17 protein-coding genes and 5 pseudogenes are annotated in these 26,017 nt (G+C 44.9%); 16 read left to right on the top strand and 6 right to left on the bottom strand.

Features of this window, described 5'->3' with window-relative positions; translation table 11 throughout:
* Positions 1–58 precede the first annotated feature (58 nt).
* From ASG81_RS09040 to sigK (ASG81_RS09050), 3 genes are all read left to right on the top strand, one after another.
* The gene (locus ASG81_RS09040) at positions 59–2,308 is read left to right on the top strand and encodes an AAA family ATPase (RefSeq protein WP_056632225.1); all 2,250 of its coding nucleotides are present in this window, start codon (positions 59–61) and stop codon (positions 2,306–2,308) included.
* Positions 2,309–2,935: 627 nt separating this feature from the next.
* Positions 2,936–3,115, top strand: coding sequence for a hypothetical protein (locus ASG81_RS32600; protein ID WP_056632226.1), 180 nt, complete (start codon positions 2,936–2,938; stop codon positions 3,113–3,115).
* Positions 3,108–3,629 carry an RNA polymerase sporulation sigma factor SigK gene (gene sigK / locus ASG81_RS09050; protein WP_081417214.1) on the top strand — a complete coding sequence of 174 codons (522 nt, stop codon included), beginning with the start codon at positions 3,108–3,110 and terminating at the stop codon, positions 3,627–3,629. Before ASG81_RS32600 ends, sigK (ASG81_RS09050) begins: the two co-directional genes overlap by 8 nt.
* Before the next feature lie 104 nt (positions 3,630–3,733).
* Here the strand turns inward: sigK (ASG81_RS09050) and ASG81_RS09055 are convergent, their stop codons facing one another.
* Together ASG81_RS09055 and ASG81_RS09060 are read right to left on the bottom strand one after the other, a co-directional pair.
* Positions 3,734–4,486: an esterase family protein gene (locus ASG81_RS09055; protein ID WP_056632229.1), complete on the bottom strand. Its 753-nt coding sequence runs from the start codon at positions 4,484–4,486 to the stop codon at positions 3,734–3,736.
* Entirely contained in the window at positions 4,483–5,670 is a 1,188-nt protein-coding gene (locus ASG81_RS09060) for an ATP-grasp domain-containing protein (protein WP_056632231.1), read from the bottom strand. The genes ASG81_RS09055 and ASG81_RS09060 overlap by 4 nt, the downstream gene beginning before the upstream one ends.
* A gap of 232 nt (positions 5,671–5,902) precedes the next feature.
* On the opposite strand from ASG81_RS09060, the gene ASG81_RS09065 reads away from it, so the two are divergent.
* Together ASG81_RS09065 and sigK (ASG81_RS09070) are read left to right on the top strand one after the other, a co-directional pair.
* A complete protein-coding gene (locus ASG81_RS09065) occupies positions 5,903–7,879 on the top strand; it encodes an alpha-amylase family glycosyl hydrolase (protein ID WP_056632233.1) in 1,977 nt (658 codons plus the stop codon).
* Positions 7,869–8,417 (top strand): RNA polymerase sporulation sigma factor SigK, encoded by a 549-nt coding sequence (sigK, locus tag ASG81_RS09070; protein WP_081417215.1) that lies wholly within the window; start codon positions 7,869–7,871, stop codon positions 8,415–8,417. Before ASG81_RS09065 ends, sigK (ASG81_RS09070) begins: the two co-directional genes overlap by 11 nt.
* An 86-nt stretch (positions 8,418–8,503) precedes the next feature.
* Here the strand turns inward: sigK (ASG81_RS09070) and ASG81_RS32605 are convergent.
* Positions 8,504–8,722, bottom strand: a pseudogene (locus ASG81_RS32605) (transposase); the annotation flags it as partial.
* On the opposite strand from ASG81_RS32605, the pseudogene ASG81_RS32610 reads away from it, so the two are divergent.
* From ASG81_RS32610 to ASG81_RS09085, 4 genes and pseudogenes are all read left to right on the top strand, one after another.
* A pseudogene (locus tag ASG81_RS32610) lies at positions 8,719–8,925 on the top strand (IS30 family transposase); the annotation flags it as partial. The pseudogenes ASG81_RS32605 and ASG81_RS32610 sit on opposite strands and share 4 nt — an antisense overlap.
* Before the next feature lie 44 nt (positions 8,926–8,969).
* Positions 8,970–9,137 carry a hypothetical protein gene (locus tag ASG81_RS30720; protein ID WP_155971369.1) on the top strand — a complete coding sequence of 56 codons (168 nt, stop codon included), beginning with the start codon at positions 8,970–8,972 and terminating at the stop codon, positions 9,135–9,137.
* Positions 9,138–9,340: 203 nt separating this feature from the next.
* Positions 9,341–10,216: an SDR family NAD(P)-dependent oxidoreductase gene (locus ASG81_RS09075; RefSeq protein WP_200961463.1), complete on the top strand. Its 876-nt coding sequence runs from the start codon at positions 9,341–9,343 to the stop codon at positions 10,214–10,216.
* 676 nt (positions 10,217–10,892) lie between these two features.
* Positions 10,893–11,462, top strand: a complete 570-nt coding sequence (locus ASG81_RS09085; protein WP_056632240.1) for an SF0329 family protein — start codon at positions 10,893–10,895, stop codon at positions 11,460–11,462.
* Positions 11,463–11,616: 154 nt separating this feature from the next.
* Here ASG81_RS09085 and ASG81_RS09090 read toward each other — a convergent pair.
* Positions 11,617–12,177 (bottom strand): annotated as a pseudogene (locus ASG81_RS09090) (GNAT family N-acetyltransferase).
* A 363-nt stretch (positions 12,178–12,540) separates the two neighbouring features.
* Here ASG81_RS09090 and sigK (ASG81_RS31925) point away from each other — a divergent pair.
* Positions 12,541–13,094 (top strand): annotated as a pseudogene (gene sigK, locus ASG81_RS31925) (RNA polymerase sporulation sigma factor SigK).
* Between the two features lie 70 nt (positions 13,095–13,164).
* Positions 13,165–13,317: pseudogene (locus tag ASG81_RS32615) on the top strand (IS4 family transposase); the annotation flags it as partial.
* A gap of 346 nt (positions 13,318–13,663) precedes the next feature.
* Here the strand turns inward: ASG81_RS32615 and ASG81_RS30730 are convergent.
* Both ASG81_RS30730 and ASG81_RS09105 read right to left on the bottom strand, forming a co-directional pair.
* A complete protein-coding gene (locus tag ASG81_RS30730) occupies positions 13,664–13,990 on the bottom strand; it encodes a hypothetical protein (protein ID WP_162255010.1) in 327 nt (108 codons plus the stop codon).
* Between the two features lie 191 nt (positions 13,991–14,181).
* Positions 14,182–15,021: a helix-turn-helix transcriptional regulator gene (locus ASG81_RS09105; RefSeq protein ID WP_056632245.1), complete on the bottom strand. Its 840-nt coding sequence runs from the start codon at positions 15,019–15,021 to the stop codon at positions 14,182–14,184.
* A 151-nt stretch (positions 15,022–15,172) separates the two neighbouring features.
* Between ASG81_RS09105 and ASG81_RS09110 the strand changes: the two genes are divergently transcribed.
* The 5 genes from ASG81_RS09110 (at position 15,173) to ASG81_RS09130 (ending at position 25,740) form a co-directional block, all read left to right on the top strand.
* Positions 15,173–17,623, top strand: a complete 2,451-nt coding sequence (locus ASG81_RS09110; RefSeq protein ID WP_056632250.1) for a glycoside hydrolase family 2 protein — start codon at positions 15,173–15,175, stop codon at positions 17,621–17,623.
* Between the two features lie 59 nt (positions 17,624–17,682).
* Positions 17,683–20,061, top strand: coding sequence for a glycoside hydrolase family 95 protein (locus ASG81_RS09115; protein WP_056632254.1), 2,379 nt, complete (start codon positions 17,683–17,685; stop codon positions 20,059–20,061).
* Between the two features lie 627 nt (positions 20,062–20,688).
* Entirely contained in the window at positions 20,689–22,509 is a 1,821-nt protein-coding gene (locus ASG81_RS09120; RefSeq protein WP_081417216.1) for a cache domain-containing sensor histidine kinase, read from the top strand.
* Positions 22,487–23,941, top strand: coding sequence for a response regulator transcription factor (locus ASG81_RS09125; RefSeq protein ID WP_056632261.1), 1,455 nt, complete (start codon positions 22,487–22,489; stop codon positions 23,939–23,941). The genes ASG81_RS09120 and ASG81_RS09125 overlap by 23 nt, the downstream gene beginning before the upstream one ends.
* Before the next feature lie 113 nt (positions 23,942–24,054).
* Positions 24,055–25,740 carry a hypothetical protein gene (locus ASG81_RS09130; RefSeq protein WP_056632264.1) on the top strand — a complete coding sequence of 562 codons (1,686 nt, stop codon included), beginning with the start codon at positions 24,055–24,057 and terminating at the stop codon, positions 25,738–25,740.
* Positions 25,741–26,017 lie beyond the last annotated feature (277 nt).

A 26,017-nucleotide genomic window follows, 5' to 3' on the forward strand; every position in this document is an offset into this window, starting at 1 on the left:
TCGAATGAATAAAATGAGTCTATATAAACTTGAGAAAGATGGGGGGCAAGCATGTAGTATGATCAAAAAACTTAGTATTAAAAATGCAGCTACATATAATCATTTAGGTATTACGATGGATAGTTTAAAGAAGGTCAATTTCGTTTATGGAAACAATGGTACTGGAAAAACTACATTAACAGAATATCTACGAAGACCAGAAGTGTATCCTGAAAGTACCATGGATTGGAATGGTAAGGTACTTAAGATTTGTGTTTACAATCGAAATTTTGTGGATGAAAACTTTAGGATAGGTAATTCCATTAGAGGGATATTTACATTGGGTAAAGAGTCTGTGGAGCTGCAGTCTCAGATTACTGAACTTAGAGAGAAAATAAGAAAACATGATGAAGCAATTTTAAAATTAAAAGAGACAATTTCTGAAAAGAAATCCGTTTTAATTGGCATTAGTGATGATTTTAAAGATTCATGTTGGGAGATAAAAAAGAGAATAGATGACTCTTTTAAAGAGTCGATTGAAGGAGTTAGAAATTCACGAGATAAATTTATGGCTAAATTTTTAGAGGAAGCCACAAATAATTCAAGAGAAATTCGTTCGCTAGAAGAATTGGGAAAACTCAAAAGCAGTCTCTACGAGTTGAAAGGTGAAATGATCAAAAAAAATAACAGAATATTACTAGAGGAACGATTAGATGATGACCATATTTTCAGAAGAAAAATCATCGGAAAAGAAGATGTAGATATTGCTAAGTTGATTACAAAATTACAAATAAGTGACTGGGTTAAACAAGGTCAAATTATTGTGAAAAAGACAGATGACGTATGCCCTTTCTGCCAGCAAACACTTCCATCTATGTTTGAGGAGAAGCTGAATTTATATTTTGATCAATCTTATATTGCTAACATTCAACGATTAGAGTTGATATCAAAAAAATATATTGAGAATGTAGAGAATGTAATCATACAAATTGAATCCTTGTTGGATTACTCTAAAGGTGAGTTCACTAATAAACAAAAAATCGAGATTAGTCTAAAATTAATTAAATCGAAGCTTGAAGAAAACAAATTGTTAATTGAAGGTAAAATAAAGGAGCCCAGCAGAAGTATTGAGTTGGCAGAGATAGAGGCTTTGATTTTTGAAATAAATCAAGAAGTAAACGAATCCAATCAAAAGATTGATAAGCATAATAAACTAATTGAAAATATAAAAAATGAAAAAGAAAATCTGTCCAGAGATATATGGAGATACATAATCGAACAAAATAACTCGAACTATCAAGCATTTATGAAAAAGAAAGGAGATATCGAAAGGGTAGTATTAGGATTAGAAAATAGTAAACAACAAAAAACAAATTTCAAGAATCAGTTTGAAGAAGATTTATATCTAAAGCAACAGCAAGTAACAAGCGTTGATCACTCCGTAGCCGAGATTAATAAGATATTACATTCATTTGGCTTTAAATCATTTCGTTTGGCTTCCGCTGCTGAAAAAGGTAATTATAGGATTGTTCGAGAGAATGGTGAAGATGCTCATGACACCCTTAGTGAAGGCGAAAAAACGTTCATCACTTTTCTTTATTTTTACCAATTGTTAAAAGGTAGTAATGAAATTAAGGATATACAGTCCGAGAAAATTGTAGTTATTGATGACCCCATTTCCAGTCTGGATAGTAGTGTTCTCTTTATGGTTAGTAGTCTTATTAGAAAAATAATTTTTGAAATAAAAGAGGATTCGTCCGATATCAAACAATTATTTGTTCTAACGCATAATATTTATTTTCACAAAGAAGTTACCTTCAACCAAGGGAATAAAGGTTTCGGAGAAGCAACTTATTGGATATTAAGAAAGAATGATGACACAACAACAATTGAGCCATTTCCTAAGAATCCAATTAGGACATCTTACGAATTACTCTGGAAGGAACTAAGGAATCCAAATAATTATAATTTTGTATCAATCCAAAATACAATGAGACGAATTCTTGAGAATTATTTTAAATTCTTTGGCGATTCAAACATTGATGATCTTGAAAATGAGTTTGATAATGAAGAAAAAATGATTTGTCGTTCATTACTTTCCTGGATAAATGATGGATCTCATTCTATTAGTGAGGATTTATATGTAGAAAGTAACCTGGACATAGCAAGCAGATATTTGAGTGTCTTCAAGAGCATATTTGAAAAGAAAAATCATCTTGCTCACTATAGTATGATGATGAAGGAATTTGAGTTTGATGCAACTTCACAATCTCAAGTCGTTTCTGAAGTAACTGCTGGGATGAGAGAAGCAGCTGGTGCAACAGAGTAACTCTCAACGAACGGAAAGAGGCTTTTAAAAACAGAAGGTAATCGGATAAAAGTCCGAAAATCTTTGTTGTCTTCCAATTGTAACAGATTAAATCGTAAATCGATATATTCCATCCGCGGTTTCATGATCGAGTAAGTATACCATGGTATAGTCCTTTTTCAGGGAGCTATTCAGCATGACGATTGGGATGCTAACGGAATAATGGCGCACTTATGAAAGGTTACATTAAGATTATATTTTGTTAAAACTATGCTTTCGAGCCTCTGATCCGGTGGTTCCGATAGGTAGAAATGAGAGATAGATTTCTTTTCATTAACGCCAGATACGCTGGAGCGGATCGATTCGCGAATGGGGCAAATGTCGTTGTTTTGATGGAGTATATATGTGCAACAGGCGACCTCTCAGTCAGGAGGACGTCTGTTTTTTGTTAGAATAGATATTCCGATACATGTTGTATTCCGGTCGTTAGTATTGAATTCGCAGCTATGACACATCGGTAACCTCTTTATATTCACATTATGTGGGCTTCTCGAATGTACTAGTGTAAAACGGTTTGTGTTATACTTGTGATATTAGAAATGCTCCGGTTTTAATATTAATTGCATAATGAAATGGAGGGGATGAAGAATGAATCGTCGAATACAAGATTTAAGTAAGTTCATCAAGCTTACTGGTGATCGAGCAAAGCTTGATGCTAAAGCAAACGGCACTTATATTGTATACAAAACGAATGACGGCCAATTTGTAAGAGAGTATAGCAATGGTGAAATAGAACGGATTAATGAACAGGATCTTGAGCATGAGTGAGCCAATCGCAACTATGTTTGTGTTTGCGGGGAACAATGGGAGCGGTAAGAGCACGATTGGGACAATCGGTTTGATTAAAGCGATTGAGAGCTTCCAAACTGGAAAAGGAACGAAGCTCGCGACTTTTGCAGCTCGTTGTATTGAGAACGAAATACTGATGCACCTTCGTTCTTTGAAGAAGACTCGAAAGGACGTGTCTTTGCATGATCCGATTGGCACGGATAAGGAAGGAAATGAGATTACGTTGATCGATATCCTCGGCACGGAGGCCGACGATATCGTCGATAAGGTGCAGCTGAAGATTGAGAAGAGCAAAATATATAAAAACCTCGATATATTGGATGACCGCGAGAAGGAAGTTGTTATTGGCCGCTTCGGGCTGGAGCATGGCGGGGATGAGCGGACGCAGCGGGAGATTGCGAAGGAGCTGGGGATTAGCCGCAGCTATGTATCGCGGATTGAGAAGCGGGCGTTGATGAAGTTGTATCATGAGTTTTATAAGGCGAAGAAGTAGGAAAAGCTTGAGAATGCTAATGTCAGAGCATTCTCAAGCTTTTTTGGTGTCGACAATCATCGTCTGAACAAGGTATGAGGCAGTAATGAAAGGACTGGCGTTTTTTAACTTAAGCAGCGATCCATGTAGTAAAGGATTTGCTTCCTCCACCAGTACCAGTCATGATTGACATCGTACCCCCAAAATTCAACGCTTGCCGGGATGTGTTTCTCCTGCAGCACTTCCTTGAGCTTCTGCGTCTCCGATCGCATTAAATCTTCATGAGCGCCTTGGCCTGTGCAAATGATGATTTTGCTGTTCCTGTATTGATTCAGATAAAAAGCGTCCTCCAAGTTTCTTAAATAGTGAAGCGGTGAATGGAAATAAGCTGAAGGAGGGACCTCTTCTCCAAAAAATCGATTGGTCGAATACAAACCGCTTAAAGCAATTAAACTGTCAAAATATTGCGGGTGCCGGAAAAACATATTGGTACTGTGATAAGCCCCGAGCGAACATCCCGTCGCCAAGATCTTCTGCGTGCCTCCACCGTTGTTCTCTTTGCTTTGACGGAGAATGGAAGAAATGAGTTCATCTTTCACATAGGCATCATATTGGTCATGGAGTTTCATCTTCTCATCGGTCGTCGAGTTCTTGGCATAAAAAGTCTCTTCGTCAATACTGTCGCATGTCCAAACTTGAATTTTTCCTTGTTCAATATAACTTTCCAACGTGCTGATCATGCCGGATTCCTCATACTGATAAAACCGTCCGCAGGAGGTCGGAAAAACAAGTAAGGGCTTCCCTTGATGTCCGTATATTTTGTATTCCATGTCCCGATGCAAGTTGCCGCTATATACTTTGTGATAGGTTACTTTCATGAGAACACCTTGATTCTATTTTCCACTGCATGAATATAAGCTGTAATTTGTTTCACTTTATCAAAGTCCTTTGAACGAAATTGATACGCATAATTTCCTCTAGATTGGCTTTGCACATCCGTAATGCTGTCGTGTTTGACAATTTCATGATGATATCGCTGCATGATCTCTTCGTGCTCATGAGCGTAGGTGAGGTGGTTTTTTTTACTGGCAAACCCGGTATAATACTTACCGGCAAAAGGTCCTTCCACCTGATTGTTAACAATCATATTCGCCCATAGCTTGTAAATATCGATATCGTAAGTGAAGTTGATCGCATCCGTCATCCACGTACCCGGCGGCCTCATATTGACTTCTAACGCAATAATATTTCCATCTGCATTGGATTTAAAAAACTCGAGATGAAAAAAGCTTTCTTTGATCCCATAGGTTCGAATGATCCTTCTTCCGGATTCCTCGATTTCCTTACTTACTTCCTTTAAACCATAATAGCTGAAATGATTTCCAGAATTTACGGTATCCATGATGCTATGCGGAAATTCGTGGCTTGCTGCGAATACGATTTCTCCATCTTTGTTGACAAGACCGTCGTAGGTTAGCAAGACGCCGTCTATAAACTCTTGCATAATAAATTCGACTTCCGATGGTTTGGTATGCAAGAAATGCTCCAGCTCCGACTCGCTCGCGAGTTTGTAAGTCATGTTCGCTCCCACGCCTTGATTTGGCTTTACGACGACGGGATAGCCGATCTTCTCGATAAATTTTTTTGCCTTCACCCGATGGAATTTCGTTATGGAACGTATGGACTCGACCTCGCTTTTATTGAAAAACTTTTCCATTTTCGATTTTTGTTTTAAATTGGATATAAAATCGAGCTTCGTACCGAAAATGTTGAAATCCGTTCGAATGCGCGCGTCAAGATCCAGCCAATGCTCGTTAAGTGATTCAAAACGATCGATTTTACCATATTTATGGGTATAATAACCGACCGCGCGCAGAACCTCGTCGTAATTTTCCAGACGATTAATTTTGATGTACTCCGTAAGGGAATTTTTCAGTTTTTCGTTGAGATCGTTATAATCTGCATCGCCGATGCCAAGCACATTCACTCCGCAGTTTTTCAAGTGAAAGCAGAATTCGGTGCAGTACTTTGGGAAATTCGGCGAGAAAAAAATAAAGTTCATCCTTTTTGTCCCCCTCAGACTCCAGTTTTGAAATTTTATCCTAAAGATTCCATGATTTCAAGAAAATATATTGTAAAGATCATATGATGAGCTCCCGTTTTTATTGAATTAATGTTAAGGGCAGGAGTGTTTAACTACTGGGCGAATAATTCTTTATAGAGAAAGAGAGAACGCACCAAGAGATGCTGCAAATGTACCATAGATACAATAGATACAATAGTGAGGTGTGACTATGGAAGTTGCGACGATAAACGAATCATTAAAAATTTTGGAGATTGACCAGTGGCTGGCACCGTTTGAGGGAGACTTGCGGCTACGGATGTCGGAATTTGAGCGGACGAAAAATCGGCTGTTGAGTGGTGAAAATCAGACACTTTCGGATTTTGCGAATGGCTACAAATATTTCGGTTTTCATCAGGACGGCGACAGCTGGACTTTCCGTGAATGGGCGCCGAATGCGGAGATGATGTATCTGGTCGGCGATTTCAACAGCTGGAATGGGCTTTCGCACGAGATGACGCGGCTGAATGGCGGTGTTTGGGAGCTGCGCATGCCGGGCAGCCTACCAATCGGCTCGAAGGTTAAGGTTCAACTGATCGTGGATGGTGAGCCGCTCTATCGCGTGCCGAGTTACATCAGCTACGCCATACAAAATGATAATTATCAATTTGATGGTGTGATTATGCAGCCAACCTATCAGTTCAAAAATGCCGCGCCCGACCTGTCAACTGAAGCGCCGCTGATTTATGAGGCGCACATTGGTATCTCTTCAGAGGAGCATAAGATCAATAGCTACGAGGAATTTACGCGCGACGTGCTGCCGCGGATCAAGGCGGCTGGCTACAACACCATCCAGCTGATGGCGATTATGGAGCATCCGCTCTACGCGAGCTTCGGCTATCAGGTATCAAATTTTTATGCAATCAGCTCCCGTTTTGGAACGCCTGACGAACTGATGGAATTGATCGACACAGCGCACGGGCTGGGGCTGCGTGTCCTATTAGACGTCGTCCATTCGCACGCGGTGAAAAATGTGGGCGAAGGACTGAATTTATTTGACGGCACGACGTCGCAATATTTCCACGAGGGCGATCGCGGAGAGCACGAGGCTTGGAACACAAAGCTTTTTAACTATGGCAAGGACGAGGTCATTCATTTTCTGCTATCGAATCTGAAATTTTGGCTCGAAGTTTATCATTTTGACGGCTTCCGCTTTGACGGCGTGACGAGTATGCTTTACCACCATCATGGGCTCGGGACGGGCTTTGACAGCTATGAGAAATATTTCTCAATGGATAAGGACATCGAGGCAATCGTCTATCTGATGCTCGCAAATGAGCTGATCCGCGAGGTCAATCCATCAGCGCTGACGATTGCTGAAGATATGTCTGCGATGCCAGGTATGGCGCTCCCGCTGGCTGATGGTGGCATTGGATTTGACTATCGTCTGTCCATGGGCATTCCTGACTACTGGATCAAGCAGCTCAAGACGAAATCGGATGATCAGCTGAACCTGATGGGGCTTTGGTGGGAGCTGACGACGCGGCGGCCAGGAGAGAAAAATATCGGCTATGCGGAAAGTCACGATCAGGCGCTTGTCGGCGACAAGACGCTCATGATGTGGCTCGCGGATGCTGAGCTCTACTGTTCGATGGATGTTCATTCGCAGTCGCTGATTATTGACCGTGCGATCGCGCTGCATAAAGTTTTGCGGCTTGTCACTTTTTCGCTTGCAGGCGAGGGCTATTTGAACTTTATGGGCAATGAATTTGGCCATCCTGAATGGCTCGATTTTCCGCGCGAGGGTAATGGCGACTCGTTTGACCATGCGCGGCGGCAATGGTCGCTTGCGACCAATCCAGAGCTTCGCTTTCAGTATTTGCTCGATTTTGACAATGCGATGATTGCGCTGGAGCACGATTCAAAATTTTTACAGAAGACCGCAAGCCTGCAACAGAAGTGGATTCAAAACGACGATAAATTGCTAGCCTACCAGAAGGGCGATTTGCTCTTTGCTTTCAATTTCCATCCGACGGACACGAAATTTGTCAGTTTTGACTCAACGCCTGTTGAACTGATTTTTGATACGGACGACGCGCGTTTTGGCGGTTTTGGACCGCGCTCGCAGTTCAAATGGGCGGCTGGTAAGCTCGAATTACAGCTCGCTAGCCGTACGGCGATGGTGTTTAGGGTGATGTATCAGTTGTAAAACTCAAATTACATTGGGTTGTGTTCATAACGTCAAAAAATTCGACAATACTGGTGAGGATTTAGAGGATTTGATTTCGATCGGAACGATCGGTCTAATCAAAGCAATCGAGAGCTTTCAGACCGGTAAAGGTACGAAGCTTGCTACATTCGCCGCTCGTTGTATTGAAAACGAAATACTTATGCATTTGCGTTCCTTGAAGAAAACACGGAAAGACGTTTCACTTCACGATCCGATCGGCACGGATAAGGAAGGCAATGAAATTACGCTTATAGATATCCTCGGTACGGAGGCCGATGATATTGTCGATAAGGTGCAGTTGAAGATTGAGAAATCGAAGATATATAAAAACCTCGATATATTGGATGATCGCGAGAAGGAAGTCGTCATCGGCCGTTTCGGGCTCGAACATGGCGGTGATGAGCGGACACAGCGGGAGATTGCGAAGGAATTGGGAATTTCGCGTAGCTATGTATCGCGGATTGAGAAGAGGGCGCTGATGAAGCTATATCATGAGTTTTATAAGGCGAAGAGATAATAATTATTTTTAAAAATGTCCGTTTATGTTATAAAGTTAAGCATGATGGCCACGTCCTAGAACGTGGCTTTTTATATGACGGTTTGTCAAGCTAAGTGCGACACTTCGGCCATTAAAGATACGTGAGCGGACTTCCAGCCCAGACATTTTTGAGGAGGGTTGTTAATTAGGCGAATGGCATCAGCCAATTCCTCATCACTGACCTCTGTGAAATCGTGTCCCTTGGGAAAGAACTCCCACAGGAGACCATTGCCGTTTTCGTTGGAGCCTCGTTGCAAGGAAGGAATACGGTCCGCGAAGTAGACGCAGGAAAGAAGCAAAGCGAATCGTTTGTTTTAAGACCATCTACAGATAGCTCTATGCAGGTCTTCTTGCATCGGGTGAGATTCGTCTTTTGCAACAAAAAGGGAAGAGCCGTAAATCTACGGAAACACGAGGCCGTTTCCTTGTTGGTACTTCAATCAGCCAGCGCCCCAAAGAGGTTGGTAAACGGAAAACGTTTGGTCATTAGGAACTCGATACAGTGGTATCCAGCCGTGGCAAAAGCAAAGCTTGTGCTACCAAGGCGATGTCTACATCAGCGTAGACATCGCCAAATTTCCGGGTTTATCCGCATGGATGGCGCTGGCCGTGCTCGTTGCCGGTCCGATGATGTTTGTGTTTCCTTTTTTCCAGATAGAAATGATGCAAGCTGGTGATGCGCTGCACCTTTGGAACTGATAATTAATGGCACTAAAATACGATTTAGTACGCATGTTCTTGTTACTAGTTCGAGTATATTGTTTGGCAATTATGGAAATACCTAAATCTAGTAATCATTAGAGGAGGTGTGGTTGGTTGATAGATATTATGAGTATATTAAGCACTCTTTTTCAAAAATCATATAACACTCGGGGCCAAGTCCACGCAACAGGAGAGAACCGATGACCGAAAGGAGCTTTGAGACGGCCACGGATGCGCTGCAGGCTACTGCAATCATCACCGGCGGGACCGGCGGCATGGGGCTAGCAACGGCAAGACTCATGGGTCACGACCACCGAATCGTGCTGGCAGACCTCGACCAGACGCGCCTCGATGATGCGGTGCGCGAGCTGGCCATGGCCGGAGTTAAAGCAATTGGCGTGGTTTGCGACATCACCGACAAGGCATCCGTCGAGCAACTGTTTCAGCGCGCGGAGTCCGAAGGAAGTCACGTTCGTGCAGTAGTCCACACCGCTGGAATCAGTCCGCACATGGGTACGGCTGAACGCATTGCCCGCATAAACGCAACCGGCACCGTCAACATTGCGCAGGCATTCTTCGCGCGGGCTGCCGACGGTGACGCACTCGTCAATGTGGCATCAACCGCCGGGCATAGCATTCCCAAGCTCCTCATCCCGCTCCGTGCTTTCCGCCTTGCCGAGCAACGACCCGACGACTTCGAGAAAGCAATCGTCAGTCGCGCGAGGTTCGTCGGCCGAAAGCTGAAACCCGGACTGGCCTACGCGATCAGCAAGAACTTTGTCCACTGGTACAGCCGTTTCCTTGCGGCCAGGTTCGGCGAGCGAGGAGCCCGGGTTGTTTCTATCTCTCCAGGGAGCTTCGATACAGCGATGGGGCGTCTAGAGGAGAACCACGGCGCAGGCGACCTAGTGAAGTCGGCAGCAATCAAGCGATTCGGCAAGCCCGAGGAGGTCGCGGCTGTTATCGCGTTCTGCGCAAGCGAAGCACCCGGCTACCTGACTGGGGTCGACATCTTGGTTGATGGGGGCACCAAGGCTGGGCAAGAGTTTGCAACGGCTCAGAAAAGGGCTCTGTAAAGCGACGCGTAGCCGACCTACTCGACCGGTGTTGCACAGGAACGGAGTTCCTTCCCCCGCCACGCTCAGAGGTGGCGAAGCGCCCTTGGAGTGGGCAGACGTGGAGGGTACGCCGCTCCGGCGATTGAAGACACCGCCCGGCGGCTGAAAGCCGCGCCAAGGCTTCGTTACTTGCGGAAATCGCGGCATATATCGAAAAACATAGGGACGGGACGGCGTGAGCTGCCCCGTTTTTCTTATTATCAGCCGCCCGGAATCGCCGCATATGGCGTTGTAGGACGTCGGGAATACGTTCCTGCGCAAAAGAAAAGACGCCGTATAAGGCGCCTATAAAGTCGTGGGCAAATGCCATTCCGTTAGTAATAAAAGCCTGTACTCCCTGTCAACTCAACACATGTTGAGTGTAGTACGGATATAACGGGAGGACATTGAAAAGTAACTGCTTGAACAAGGTCTGCTGAGAAAGCAGGCTTTTTTTTATGAACTATCCTAAAGAGTTAATAGTTAAAATAAGAGTTGAATGGTAACCACATTGATAGCAAGCATTAAGTTGCTTTCCCCTCAGCGATGGAGGTATTTTCATTCGAACATAGAGGATTGATGTTGGTTATAGTATTATGGATAATAGAACAACCGCCTCAATAGGTAGTTATTAATATAGAACAAGGAGTAGTACATGGCCTGGAGCAAATTGAAACAAAATCTGGAGAGTTTTCTCTGTCCTGCGTTATATGGAAGGGTCGAATACCGTGCAACGAGCTACCGTTATTTACCCGATAAAGCAGGGCTTTGTTATATTGCAGTAGATAAAAAGAACGTACTTAATATGAGTGATACAACTAACTTAATCAGATGGTATCAGACGGAGCTGGAAATTAAGAATGATTCAGATATCCAAATTCCTATCAACAATGAAGAAATTGAAGCAGTCAGAAAAGATACCAAGGGGATAGTTCCGGAGGATCGTCTAAAAGTAATTGTAAGAAGTAGAAAAAAATCAGAATATGCAAAGGAGCTTTTGTCGGCACAGTCATCATTAAGTAAATCAAATTTTATCGTTATAGCTAATAAGTTTTTATCCATTTCTATAGAGGAAAGCATAGAGAGCAATAATATCTTATTGAATATTCTAGCTTTGGTGGACAGACGAGCTGGAAAAAAGCGAATTTTAAATATGAGCGAGAAGATGAAGTTAAAGCATCCAATTGTGCAGTATTTTTATGAACTACGGCTTAGTACGTTATGAAAATAAATTACTCATTCACCTTTACCAGGGGCTGCTTTTTCTTTTACTCATTATACAGATATCTGTATTGGCGGAAATAGTAAAGAGGGGCGAAGAACCCCTCTTTTTGTTTTTAGAAATGTTATCGTACAATGATGTTATTTAAACAAAAAAATCAGATTACTTCCCTGCTATCTTCGAAACTGTTTCGATTCAAATAAAAATATATTAAATTATCTCTAAGTTCAATTTCCCTTTTGAATCCTAATTTCCTCAATAAACTAATTGACCTTTCATTCTCTGGTTCAACAGTTGCATCAATAATCGTTAGTCCCATTTTTGTATATCCGAAATCAATTACTACTTTCATTACTTCAGAGATTAATCCTTTGCCCCAGTATCACTTAGATAAATCGAATCCGACTTCTGCTATAAAGACATCATTCGTTTTTCTTAAATAGTGGTATCCACATGTACCGATTAAACTATTATTGTTTTTGTCAAACAGCCCCCACCGACAGCCCGAATCCTCTAGATGAAATCTAATAATTTCCTCAGCTTCTTTTATATCCTTACATGATTCAATATCCATAAATCTTGTAATTTCTTCATCTGAGAAATGTTTAAATACTGCTCTGGAATCTTGTAGTGTTAAAAGCCTAAGATTTAGTCTTTCTGTTTCTAATGAAGGAAACTCAACTTTTCTATTGACCGACACAATTCCTGGCCCCCTCATTTCTAATCAAATCATTATCAAAATATAATTCTATTCAGGACCTAATTAATCCTTTTCTAGCAAACAAGCCTAGCCGTAGGGGTAGTTATTTACATCTTGTCAAAGCATAAGGCTTGGCTTGAGGTAAAGACCTTACAAGCAAGAAAACAATCAGAAAAGCAAGTGCAGTTACTTCAAAGGCGCATTAAAAAGTTGAAGGAACTTAATACAAGCTTAATTAGACTGTTGGCTAGCGGTATGATTTCAGAGACGGAATATAAGGAAGCAACGGAGAGTGGAAATGCAGAACTGTATAGCCTAGACCAGTTAAAAGGCTTCCAGTCTCTACAAGGGAATAAAAGTTTGGAAGAAAGTATTGTTAGATTGAAGAAAGAAGGGACGAACTGGATTGAGTTCACGTTTAGTTTTACATCGGGTTGTGTCCACAACGTCAAAAAATTCGATAATACAGGGGAAGATCTGGAGGATCTAATCTCGATCGGTACGATTGGATTGATTAAGGCAATCGAGAGCTTCCAAACCGGCAAAGGCACGAAGCTCGCGACGTTCGCGGCTCGTTGTATCGAGAATGAAATACTTATGCATCTGCGGTCGCTTAAGAAAACTCGGAAGGACGTTTCTTTGCATGACCCGATCGGCACGGATAAGGAAGGAAACGAAATTACGCTTATAGATATCCTCGGCACAGAGGCCGATGATATTGTCGATAAGGTGCAGCTGAAGATTGAGAAAAGCAAGATATATAAAAACCTCGATATATTGGATGACCGGGAGAAGGAAGTCGTGAGCATGGCGGGGATGAGCGGACGCAGCGGGAGATTGCGAAGGAGCTTGGGATCTCGCGGAGTTATGTTTCAAGGATAGAGAAAAGGGCGTTGATGAAGCTTTATCATGAGTTTTATAAGGCGAAGCGGTAAAACTGAAGTTTTCATTAAAAACACGTCGACTAGGACGTGTTTTTAATTTGAAACAATTTAGATAGCTAAAGCTAGAAGATGGCAGCTCGACGAGCTTGTCGATGAACCAGGCGTCACGTATGTGTTTGACCGCGGATACATCGACTACGCGGCATTCGATCGCTATTGCGAGAAAGATATCTCTATTTCTGTCATACGCCTCAAGAGGAATACATGCTTGGAGCCTCTTGATTCACATGCTCTTGCTCGTGAATCTAGAAGATGAAGGTTGAGCATAATCTGTTACAACTGAACCGATGGATGACGAAATTACTGTGGCAGCCCTACACCCAGTGGTTGCGACGGATGAAGCAAAAGCCGAGCTGAGAATCCAAAGGAAGGCGACGAAGAGAAGCAATCGTTTAACCGGCTAGTCGCCCAACCACTTACTCACGTGATATATTTACATAATTCATCCAAATGGAAAGTGCTATCTTTAAGAGGCGTTCGACCTTTCTAATTTACGGCCTGGAAAACGTTGTCAAGAGCGAGGATGATGGATACCTCACGGTCTTCCGGAACGTATTTCCCTACGACATCGACATTGCCGAATTTGAGCTTGTAGACTTGTTCCCCGATAAGCGTCGTAATATTGCCTGAATGAGTGGGAAGCAAGGCATTCCAGCCTCTATGACGCCGATCCGTTTGCCTTCCCGCCCCCATTGCTCGCACAAACGCCAGAGCGCGGCACCGCCTCCGGCGCCGCTGCCGACGATGAGCACGTCGTAATCCGTTTGTTCCATTTTATCGATGGGTATTAGAGGTATCCGGCTGTCTAGATAATCAGGTCCTTCAACGGATGAGAATGGTGGCAGCGCAGGCTGAGCAGCCGGTAATTCCGGCGGTGGAAGCACCACTTTTGAATCGGCGGCAATAGGGCTGTCCGCATGCGCAAATTGCTTATTGAGAGCGAGGAGCTGAGCCTATAGGTATATGCTCAGCCAGGCACGTTTATGTGAGTTGAAGGACGAACAATTACTAGGTTTGTTATGCCGAAATGCTAGTGAAAAAGTAGAGAAGATCGGTTGTTTTTTGTACGCTATAGCATTTATCCTTTCATATGATTGCTTCTGAATTCACCCGGTGTCATTCCCTCGGACTCCATAAATTTTTTGTTGAAATAGCTGAAGCCCGGATAGCCGGCTCGTTTCGCGACTTCTTTAATCGGGATGATCGGATGGCTAACCAATAAATGCTTGCTTAGCTGAATTCTGCATTTCGTAATATAGGAGACGGGTGTCATCCTCGTTACTTTCTTGAATAAGCTGCAAAAATAATTCGGAGTATAGCCGGTTGCAGCAGCCCAATCCTCGAGAATGAACGGAAGATGGGCTTTGCGCTGCATCTCGGGCAGCAAGGCCAGCATTTTCTCGGCATTGTCTACCCCGCGGTAATGAGAGAATGGAGTGGCGCTGCTAAGAAATTCAATAAGCACGCTATAAGTGAGTGCGGATATGCGCGAAGGGCGCAAAAAGTTGTTTTGTTCGATTTCATCGAGAAGGCTTATGAAATTACTCTCGAGCAGACTGCCGTCCTTGATGTTCCAAATGCCCGATTGATGATAGCCGTTCTCCGCGACAAACGCAGGCAGCGTGCTGCCGTACATTTGTATCCAAAAAATATTCCACGGTTCCTCTTCCGAACGATAATACCGCATTCTGTCATTTGGAATATGCCAGAACACATCTCCTTCGCGAAGCTGGAACGTTTCGCCATCGAGCTCTATATACCCGCTTCCGCTTGCCACATAATGCAGGCTGTAATCTCTGACGCCGTCGGGGCGATTTACGTTATGATCCGTTGGCTGCACGAAATTGCCAACGGAATGAGGAAAGCAGAAGAAACGAAACTCAGAGAAGTTAGGCAAGTAGAATTCTCGTTCAGACAAGGAGATCACCTCTAATAAAGTTATTTAAACAAATCATAATATAGTTTTAAAAATATTAAAATAGAGTTATATAAAATGGTTCATATTCTAATTATACTAGAAACATAAAATCATATATTTATTTTACTACTGGAAGGGATGAAAACAAAGCATGGCAACAAGCTTGACCAAAAGGCATCAGACGTTAATCAACAACGATTGGACCTTTATGTATGGGGATATTGCCGAGGGCAAAGAAGTTTCATTCGATGATTCGAGCTGGTATGATATCGGGATTCCGCATTCGTTCGGCATTCCTTATTTCATGGAGAATGAATTTTATGTAGGCTACGGGTGCTATCGCAAGCATTTTGCCATTCAGTCGGAATGGCTAGGCAAGAGAATATCGCTAGAGTTTCAGGGGGCGTTCCAGGATGCCGACATCTATGTCAACGGCGAATGGGCCGGCAATCATAAGGGCGGATATACGGCATTCCATATCGACATATCGGAACTCGTACATGAGGGAGATAATTTGCTCTTTGTGCGGTTGAATAATCTGTGGAATCCTCGTCTTGCTCCGCGAGCGGGAGAGCATGTGTTTAACGGAGGCATCTACCGTGACGTCAGCCTCATTGTTACCGAGCGCGTGCACGTCGCTTGGTATGGCACTTTCGTTACGGCTTCCGATGTTTCCGCTGAAAGCGCTGCTTTGAAGGTCAAAACCGAAGTCGTGAACGAAGCGGCGAACACGGCGGACTGCTTGCTTGTATCCGTCGTGGAATACCAAGGTACGGACATTTGTGAGATGAGGAGCCGGCAGTCCATTGAAACGGGACAAAGCTTTGAATTTAGTCAGCAACAGCTGTTGGCTGAGCCAATGTTATGGCATCCGGATTCGCCTAACCTATACCGATTAAAGAGCTATGTGTATGTGGACGATGCGCTGCAAGACGAATATGAAACCAATTTCGGGGTGCGCTCGATTACCTTTGATGCCAAGGAAGGTTTCTTCTTGAACGGGGAGCATTATGACATCATCGGCGCCAATGTGCATCAGGATCATGCCGGGTGGGGCGACGCCGTAACAAGAGCCGGCATTGCACGCGATGTTAAGCTGATCAAGGACTGCGGCATGAATTTTATAAGAGGCTCTCACTACCCGCATCATACACATTTCTCAGCAGAGTGCGACAAGCAAGGACTGTTGTTCTGGTCGGAGCTCTGCTACTGGGGAATCGGGGGCGCTAACACGGAAGGTTATTGGGCAAGCAGCGCGTATCCGGTTCGTGAAGAAGATAAAGAAGAGTTCGAAGCCAGCTGCATGAGGACGCTGCAAGAGATGATCCGTACAAATCGCAATCATCCCAGCATCATTACATGGAGCATGAGCAATGAACCGTTTTTCAGCGATGCCGAGGTTATGGATGACGCGCGCGCGCTTATCGTCCGGCTCGTAGAAGAGTCGCATCGCCTTGATCCGTCGCGCCCTGCCTCTGTTGGCGGCGCACAGCGGCAAGGGTTCGATGTGCTCGGAGACATCGCAGGCTATAACGGAGACGGAGCCTCATTATATATTGATCCAGGCTTCCCTAGCTTCGTGTCGGAGTACGGCAGTGCCATAGCGGTAAGGCCGGGAGAATATGAGCCAGGCTATACGGACGGAGTGGAGAGCAACCCGCGCTGGAGATCTGGCAAGGCATTATGGTGCGGCTTCCATCATGGCAGCATAGCATCTAATATGGGTTATATGGGGATGATCGATTATTATCGTTTGCCATTAAATGCTTGGTATTGGTATCGCAACGAGCTGCTTGGCATTGCGCCGCCGCAGCCTGCCTCTGAAGGGATGGCTTACGCGCTTAGGCTGACGGCTGATAAGCATGTGATTGCCACCGACGGTACAGACGATACGCATATTATCGTTGAAGTCATTGACCGAGATGGCAAGCGAATCAGCAATCCGCTGCAGGTCGAGCTTGAGATTATCCACGGGGGCGGGTTTTTCCCTACAGGGAAGTCGATACGGTTTTCACCGGAAAACAATAGCTTCCTCGACGGTATGGGAGCCATTGAAATGAGGTCCTATTACGCGGGGACGATCAAGGTTGAGGCAAGGGCAGAAGGGGTGCGGTCTGCGGAAATCAGCTTCGAGGCCGTTGGCGGAACATTATGGAGCGGTCAGTCCCTTCGCCTTCAGCCGCCTCCGCCTTCAGTGATGAAGGCGCCGGCACACGGATCCAGCTACAATATTGCAAGAAGCAGACCCGTATTTTGCAGCAGCTACGAAGCGGGGCATCCTGCAATGAACGTAACCGACGACCTGGCGGATACGTATTGGAAGCCCTCCAATGAAGCGGAAGGGCAGTGGATTATGGTCGATCTAGAAGGACGCAAGAAGGCTGAACATGCTGTAATTACTTTTGCAGGAACTATTGCTCTTTCACTTCAAGAACTATTTTACTCGTTGGATGGTAAGACTTTCTTCCCGCTGGAAGCCAGCAAGTATGAGGAAACAAACAAAATCACTATCGATAAGCTGCCGAGCGAAGGCCTGCGTTTCTTGAAGGTGGTATTCAAGGCAGCATCTGCTGTGGTTAAACAAATCGAAATATTTACCTAACCCTCTAAAATGGAAGACTGCAGCATTTTCTCAACTATACTTGGAAAGCAGGGCAGAATATGAAACTACAATATACAGTGCCGGCAAACGTATGGACGGAAGCACTTCCAATAGGGAACGGCAGACTAGGCGGCATGATCTTCGGCAGTGTTCATCAAGAACGAATTCAGTTTAATGAAGATACGTTATGGTCCGGTCCCCCGGTGGATGGCGATAATCCGAATGCGAAAGAGGTTTTGCCTCAAATCCGTGAGCTTATCAACGACAAAAACTATAAAGAGGCCGATAAGCTATCGAAACAAATGATGGGGCCCTACACGCAATCCTACCTTCCTTTCGGCGAGCTTCATCTGACGATGGAGCATGGAAACATCTTTCACTCTTACAGCCGCGAGCTGAATCTTGAAGAAGGGATAGCAGCGGTGCGGTACAACGTGGGCAGTATACAGTATACCCGCGAATATTTAACCTCATTTCCAGATCAAATTATGGCCGTTCGCATAACCGCAAGCGAGCCCGGAGCATTGAGTATGCATGTAGGGCTTATTAGCCCTCTGCGCTATGATACGGCATACGAGCAAGATGTCTTTATTATAAAAGGATTTGCGCCCGAGCATGTATCGCCAAGCTACTGCAATACGAGTAATCCGGTGCAATATGGTGACGGCGAGCTAACGAGAGCGATGCGTTTCGACGCTCGGGTAACCGCTTCGCATGATGGCGGATCGATGAAAACGACGCATAGCGGCATTCAAATTACCGGGGCAACAACGGTCATGCTATATCTTAGCGCGGCAACGAGCTTCAACGGCTTCGACCAATTGCCGAACCAAAGCGGGAGAGATGAAGCAGTTATTGCCATGCAGGCTCTTTCGCAAGCCGTAGTCAAAGGCTATGACCTCATACGCGCTGCCCATGCCGAGGATTACAAGCCGCTTTTTGAACGCGTATCGCTAAAGCTGGGTGATCGGGTATCGCCGCCCGCCATGTCAACAGATCTGAGAATTTCGGAGTTCGGCGCTAACGATCCAGAATTGGTTGAGCTGTTGTTCCAATACGGGCGCTACCTGATGATTTCCAGCTCCCGTCCCGGGACGCACCCAGCCAATCTGCAGGGTATATGGAATGAAGAGCTGCGTGCGCCTTGGAGCAGCAATTATACGCTTAACATCAATGCGGAAATGAATTATTGGCCGGTTGAAAACTGTAACCTGAGCGAAATGCACACTCCATTTCTTGATTTTATTGGAAACGTGGCGAAGAACGGCAAAAAGACGGCTGAGATCAACTATGGTTCAGGAGGCTGGGTCGCGCATCATAATTCCGACATTTGGGCGCAATCCGCACCTGTAGGCGGCTTCGGAGACGGCGATCCTGTATGGGCGCTTTGGCCGATGGGCGGCGTATGGTTGACCCAGCATTTGTGGGAACACTTTGCTTTCGGGCGAGATTTAGAATACTTGCGCACCTATGCCTATCCCATCATGAAGGAAGCGGCTATATTCTGTCTTGATTGGCTGCATGAGGATAACGACGGTAATTTGATCACTTCACCATCTACATCGCCCGAACAAAAATTCGTCATTAACGGCGAGCGATTTGCCGTCAGTAAATCGGCAACGATGGATACCTCATTAATATGGGAGCTTCTTACGAACTGTATCGAAGCGTCGGAGCTGTTGACAGCCGACGACTCGTTCCGCGAGAAACTAAAGGCAGCCCGTTCAAGGCTTTATCCGATGAAGATTGGAGCCGAAGGGCAGCTTCAAGAGTGGTACGAGGACTTTGAAGGGGAAGCGCTGGATCATAGGCATATTTCACACTTAGCAGGCGTGTATCCTGGAAGACAGCTCACGGAGAAGGGGACACCTGAGCTATTCCAAGCCGCAAAACGGTCGATGGAGCTCCGCGGAGACGGCGGAACGGGCTGGAGCCTAGGCTGGAAGGTAAACACGTGGGCAAGATTTAAAGACGGGAACAGAGCCAAGGCTTTAATTTCAAACCTTTTGTCATTAGTTAAAAGCGATGATCCGATCAGCTTTACGAAAGGCGGTGTGTACGGCAACCTGTTCGACGCGCACCCGCCGTTCCAAATTGACGGCAATTTCGCCGTTACGGCAGGCATAGCGGAAATGCTCGTGCAGTCACACCAAGGGTACATCGAGCTGCTGCCCGCGTTGCCCGATACTTGGGCGGAGGGATATGTGAAGGGCCTCAGAGCAAGAGGCGGCTTCCAGGTCGATATCCGTTGGAAGGATGGTCAATGGGAAGAGGCGGAAATCAAATCGGGCGGCAATGAAGAATGCGTGTTGTATTCGGATAAAGCGATTGCCGTTTACGCTGTGAGCGGCGCTGTAGTTCCGCTCCATCATAACGGAGATGGTCTGTACCGTTTCCCTGCGGCAGCAAGGCAAACCTATCTCATAAAAGCTATTTAATTGACGATATATATATTGCTGAAGCTATAATGACGAGTAAAGCAGAGACTGCCGGTTTATACTAAACGGCTAGTCTTTGCTTTTCTCCATTTTTTAGTTAACTTCGTTTTGTTTCACACCATAGAAGGGAAAGGCCTTCTTTTTGAAAGCAAAACTGTCTAAGGTTTATCAGCGATTTTTGATACGGATTCTGGCAAAGGAACCTTGGAGCGATCCAAGATTCCTTTACTAAGTAATTTTATGCTGTTATCGGTTTCGTAAGCATATTTTAGTTGGGCATTGTCTGTTTGACTAAATACATGATAAAGAAGAATGCGATCTCGCAGGACCTGCCCAGCATCTTTGCTAAATGCCGGTGAAAACTCATTGGGACAAAATCAGGGCAGAATTGCTGAAGCAAATTCGAACGTACCTCGATAACGGCGGCATAATTTTGAAGTTTTAGCAGTACAGCCGGCGGCCAAATTCGTTTGGTTGACGCCGGCTCTTTTAGTAACTCGCACAAAAGGGCCCTCGGCAAATGTCGAGAGGTTATAGCTTACGAGGAGTATTCACATAATACGTAGAACTGAACTTTATTTCATAAAATGTAATCGCCTACTGAAAAATAGGTTAAAGGACCTCGGAATGGACAGTCTCTTAATCCCGTTCAGACAAGATGAAACAAACGAAAAGAAAGCGGGGAATGACAATATGGGCCTGTTTCGCAAGCTGAGCCTAACCAGGCAAATCCTGTTTTTGGTATTGATGATGCTGGTCATTCTGCTAATTTCATTCATCATCTCGAATAAAATCGCGGAGCGGATAGTCGAAAGAAAGGTTACGGACACCGTCGGCAAAATTTTGCTTCAGGTTGAAGAAAAGATGACCAGCTTTTATGCGGACATGGGAGGAATCTCGATATCGCTGCTGTACAGTCCGACGATTCAAACCTTGTTGAAATCAGAAGATATACTGACGGTAATTCAAATGAATGAAGAAGTTACATCGATGTTCGCCAACACGATGTCGCTGAAAGAAAGTATTAGCGGCATCCGGCTTTATAACAACAAAGGGACGGTGGTGGCCAATTCCGGGGCGGGATTTGGTGATTCCGTTCAGCATCCGTTGCAAACGACCGAGTATTCCGGCTTATTGTCGACTAACGATCCCTATTACACCATCGCTGTTCCGATTTATAACCTGAAGAGCGTCCAGATTCGGGATTATCGGGGAGCTTGCATATTTATCATGGATATCAGCAATTTCAACAGCATATTGCAAAATGCGAAAATCACCCCCAATTCCCACTTACTGCTCCTTGATCAAAACAATAAAATCCTGGCGAGCGAAGGAGAGGCGTCCAACATCGATACGAACGACTTGGCCGAATGGAAGAACGATGAACGGTATATTGTGCAAACGGTGACGCTTTCCCGCACCGGCTGGAAGCTGATCAGCGCCATCCCGAAGGACGAGCTGCTGCAGGATTTGAATACGGTGCAGAGGCTGAATATCGCGACATACCTGGTCATGATCGTCATGCTCGGTTTATTCCTGCTGCTCTTTTTCACCCGAATCATGAGGCCGATTAAAGCTCTGATGGATTTTATGAAGTCGTATTCGAAAAAGGGTGGTGAAACGCGCTTCAACATCGTGTACCACAATGAAATCGGCGTGCTCGCCGCCCATTTGAATAAAATGCTGGACGAAATCGCTTCCCTTGGCAAAGAGATTCGGCTTACGCAAATACGGATGTATGAAATTGAAATTGCGAAAAATCAGATGGAAATATCGGCTTACCGCAATCAGATCAACCCGCACTTTTTGTACAATACGCTGGACTGTATCCGTGCCATGGCATTATACAACAAAGGTGCGGAGATTGCCGAAATAACAGTTTCATTATCCAATTTGTTCCGATATTCGGTGAAAGGAAACGATTTTGTGACGATTCTGGAAGAACTCTCGCATGTCCGGGAGTATGCCAAAATCATCGAATTCCGCTTTATGGGGAGGATCCGGGTGGAAATCGAAGCCGACGACCGCCTGCTCGGCATGAAGACGCTGAAAATGCTGCTCCAGCCGATTGTCGAGAATGCCGTCTTTCACGGTTTGGAGAAAAAAAGAGGCAACGGCATCGTTCAGATAACGATACAATTGTTGGCAGAAAACCGGGTACGATATATCGTACAGGATAACGGTTGCGGCATGGATGAGAGACAGTTGCAGGAGCTGATTCAACGCTTGAAAAAATCTGATGCGCTCGTGCCTGCGGTGACGGATGACAAGCAAGGAATCGGACTCGCCAATATTTATCGAAGAATCAAGCTGTTTTACGGCGATGTGGCGGAGATGGACATTCAAAGCCAATTAAATATTGGAACGATGATCAGCATTTCCATTCCGTTGCATAATAATGCGGAACAAGAGGAGGGAACGATTCGTGTACAGGGTATTGATTGTTGACGATGAGCCTTGGGTTGCAAAAGGTTTGAAAGTATTGATCGACTGGGAGAGTCTAGGCTACACCGTTATTGGAGATGTCCACGACGGAATTGACGCTATGGAAGCGATTCGGGAAATGAATCCCGAGGTCGTTATCTCGGATATCCGTATGCCCGGATTAAACGGGATTGAGCTGATCGAAAGCATTCGCCTTCATGGGCTGGAAACGAAAGTAATCCTGATCAGCGGCTATGCGGAGTTCGAATATGCGCAAAAAGCGCTTCAGCTAGGCGCCTTCGATTATTTGCTCAAGCAGGTCGACAGAAACACGCTGACTGAGACCTTGCTGCGGCTAAAGATCGAGCTGGAGGACATGCATAAGGGGGAACGTAAGCCGGATTTGCACCTGGAGGATCTGTTCGAATTGCTCGAGCCCGACAACAACATCAAAATCAGCAATTTCATGATCAATAAAGGAATGGAATTCGAGTTTCCCCACTACCGATTCATCAGCTGTTTATATTCGCATTCGGCTGCTTGGGATACCGTCAACGAACAAGCGGCGCAGGACGGTATCCAATGGATACGTTTTCGCACGGGGCAAAATAAAATGTCGTTTCTGGTCAATTATGACGAACAAAAAAATCCGGTCGGCTTGCTTGATTTCATCTCAGTTAGCCTTGCCGGCGCTCAGTACATGGGAATCAGCGGCATCGGGCTTTACTCGACGCCAATCGGCAGACTGTATCAGGAATCGGATATCGCCCTGTCCAGCTCCTCCTTTCTACAGGAGCAGAGAATAATCGAATACAAATCGGCAGACCACGTAGCAGCGCTGACCAAGCTGGTCCTTAAAATTGAGCTGGCAATTAAAGGATATAAACGGGACATTATTCGGCAAGGGCTGGACGAGCTATGCGAGGAATGCGAAACGCGGAGCATGCTGATCGACCAAATCTCTACGGTCTATAACCAGATCGTCTTGTTCGTATACAAATATTACGGTAACAGCGATCTTGTTCAAGGCCTTGAGTACTTGACATATTCCCAAATCGTCCGATCCTGCGAGTCGGTTCAGCAGCTCTTTGAAAGGATCGGAGTCATCTTCGAACGGCAGCCGGGCGAAGAGATGCTCCTTTCCAAAGAGACGGTGAAGAAAATCATCGATTACATCGATTCCAGCTATACAGAAGATATTTCGCTCAGCATGTTATCCAGACAATTCAATGTCAGTCTCGGTTACTTAAGCGCCTTAATCAAGAAGGAGACGGGAACTACCTATACGGATTACGTGGTCGCCAAGAGATTGAATTTGGCCAAGGAATTGCTGAGCAACATTTCGCTATCGATACAGGAAATCGTAGAGCGGGTAGGGTATAAAGATTATTTTCATTTCAACAAGCTGTTCAAAAAGCACTTCGGCATCACACCGAGCAAACACCGAAAAATATAGCGCAACAAAAATCTGCACCAAAATAAAAAAAAGATAAGAATATGGCAGGTCAGGGATTCAAGCTAAGATAGAGACGTACCAACCAACACACATTACAGGGGTGATCAGCAATTATGAAGAAGTTGAAAGTGCTTACAGTATTGGCCCTGGCGGGCGTCATAGCTCTGTCGGGCTGCAGTTCCGGTAGTAAGGTCGAAAACAGCAACAGCGCAACGCCAAAGGAATCGGCAACAGCTACGAATTCGGAAGAGCCGGTAACACCGGAAAAGCTTACGTGGTTTGCGGACGGAAGCTACTGGAATCCGCCTTCGCCATGGAGCACCGATCCGAATACGGTAGAAGGAGCCATTACACAGAAGACCGGACTTACGTTTGATTTTAACGTTCCGGCGCAGGATGGCGTCATGAAGCTCAGCTTGATGCTTACGACTTTAGAAGATCTTCCGGACATCATTACGCTTACGGATGGCAAAATGCAAAAGAAGCTGGTTGATTCCGGCAAAGTTTGGAATTTGGAAGAGTTTATGCAGAAGTACAATCCCGAATCGACATTGATTAAGACATTTCCGGAAGACGTAAGGAAAGCGATGATCAGAAAGGACGGCGCTTGGTACGCCATTCCAAGCCATATAAATTCTGAGGATTTAAAAAAAATGTATCCTCCCGCAAGCGAATTAGTGGCCGACGCAGGCAACTATGCCCACAATCATAATGCCATGTTCAACGAGAAGATTATGAAAGAGGCCGGCATATCCGTTGATGATCTCAAAACCGAGGACGGTGTACTGGCTGCTTTCGAAAAAGTCAAGAGCTTGAAGGTCGACGGCGCGCCTGTCATCCCGTTGCATATCGGCGGCAAATTTTATCAGGGTGATACGTTTTACACGCTTCAGGAACAATTTGGCGCAATGAACGTGGACAAGGATGGCAATTACCGGGATGTGATTTTTTCTTCAGAGATGAAGCATGTGATGGAATTCTTAAACAAGACATACCGTAACGGATATTTAGATCCAGGTCAAATGATCTTAGATCATGCGGGTATTGCTGCGGCTATAGCGACCGGACGCGTCTTCTGCTTTATCGGAAATGTGGCGATCACAAATTATACTAATAAAGATCTCAATATGTCCTGGGTCAGTCCGGGACCGATCCAGTCGAATCAGAATACAAAACCGGTATTTGGCCGTAATTTGCAGACGGGGACAGGCTGGATGCAAACCTACGTTGCCAAGACAGCCAAGCATCCGGAACGAATTGCCAAATGGCTTGATTTTATGACCAGCGATGACGGAAAAGCACTTCTCTTCTATGGTTTTGAAGGCACGCATTACACGGTGAAGGATGGTCTCTTCATCAGAACCGAGCAAGGAATAAAAGGTCGAACCGATCAAACGAAAACAGGGATAGATATGTTCTGGCAATTCGACAATAGGGCTTGGTGGGACCATGTGACACCTGCTCCTTCTGACCCAATCGATATTATGGGCATACAGGTGATGACGGCGGCTGCAAAAGCATCCATCATGTATGATGGTTCGGCGCTAGCTATGCCAGAAGGTCTCTTCCCGGCCGGCAGCAAAGAGGCGAATGCTGAGGCTGAAATCAAGCTTTATCGGGAAGCCCAGATTTCCAAAATTGTATTGTCCAAGGATGAGGCTGAATTTAATAAAAATTACGATGAGTTGATCAGCAAACTTAAGAATCTCGGTCAGAGTGAGATCGATGCGAAGAAGAATGAAAAGTTCCATGAGCAGCAACAAGAATATGGCACAACGCTTAAAGGAATCAATTCGTAATTGCTCTATCGAAGGCGGATAATGCCAAAGTGCTTGCACTTTGGCATTATTTATCATTGACCGGATAGGAGGAAACATACAGATGAAGACGATAACGGCGAGTACAAGAACTCCTGTTGTCAAAAAGAGAAATAACCATTATCTGGGGTGTGATTTACGAACTCAAGTGGAATTGCAAACCATGATTTGGCCAGCGATTATTCTAATATTTATTTTAATATTCTTCCCGAGTAAACACCGGAAAATATAATGCGACAAAAATCTACACCAAACTAAA

It is taken from the genome of Paenibacillus sp. Soil522 (assembly GCF_001428245.1).
In the GTDB taxonomy this organism is placed as follows: domain Bacteria; phylum Bacillota; class Bacilli; order Paenibacillales; family Paenibacillaceae; genus Pristimantibacillus.

Excerpts from the sequence above, each read along its gene's own strand:
- ASG81_RS09040 (WP_056632225.1), top strand. The coding sequence starts at position 59 with ATGATCAAAAAACTTAGTATTAAAAATGCAGCTACATATAATCATTTA.
- ASG81_RS32600 (WP_056632226.1), top strand. The coding sequence starts at position 2,936 with ATGAATCGTCGAATACAAGATTTAAGTAAGTTCATCAAGCTTACTGGT.
- sigK (WP_081417214.1), top strand. The coding sequence starts at position 3,108 with ATGAGTGAGCCAATCGCAACTATGTTTGTGTTTGCGGGGAACAATGGG.
- ASG81_RS09055 (WP_056632229.1), bottom strand. The coding sequence starts at position 4,486 with ATGAAAGTAACCTATCACAAAGTATATAGCGGCAACTTGCATCGGGAC.
- ASG81_RS09060 (WP_056632231.1), bottom strand. The coding sequence starts at position 5,670 with ATGAACTTTATTTTTTTCTCGCCGAATTTCCCAAAGTACTGCACCGAA.
- ASG81_RS09065 (WP_056632233.1), top strand. The coding sequence starts at position 5,903 with ATGGAAGTTGCGACGATAAACGAATCATTAAAAATTTTGGAGATTGAC.
- ASG81_RS09075 (WP_200961463.1), top strand. The coding sequence starts at position 9,341 with ATGACCGAAAGGAGCTTTGAGACGGCCACGGATGCGCTGCAGGCTACT.
- ASG81_RS09085 (WP_056632240.1), top strand. The coding sequence starts at position 10,893 with ATGGCCTGGAGCAAATTGAAACAAAATCTGGAGAGTTTTCTCTGTCCT.
- ASG81_RS09110 (WP_056632250.1), top strand. The coding sequence starts at position 15,173 with ATGGCAACAAGCTTGACCAAAAGGCATCAGACGTTAATCAACAACGAT.
- ASG81_RS09115 (WP_056632254.1), top strand. The coding sequence starts at position 17,683 with ATGAAACTACAATATACAGTGCCGGCAAACGTATGGACGGAAGCACTT.
- ASG81_RS09120 (WP_081417216.1), top strand. The coding sequence starts at position 20,689 with ATGGACAGTCTCTTAATCCCGTTCAGACAAGATGAAACAAACGAAAAG.
- ASG81_RS09130 (WP_056632264.1), top strand. The coding sequence starts at position 24,055 with ATGAAGAAGTTGAAAGTGCTTACAGTATTGGCCCTGGCGGGCGTCATA.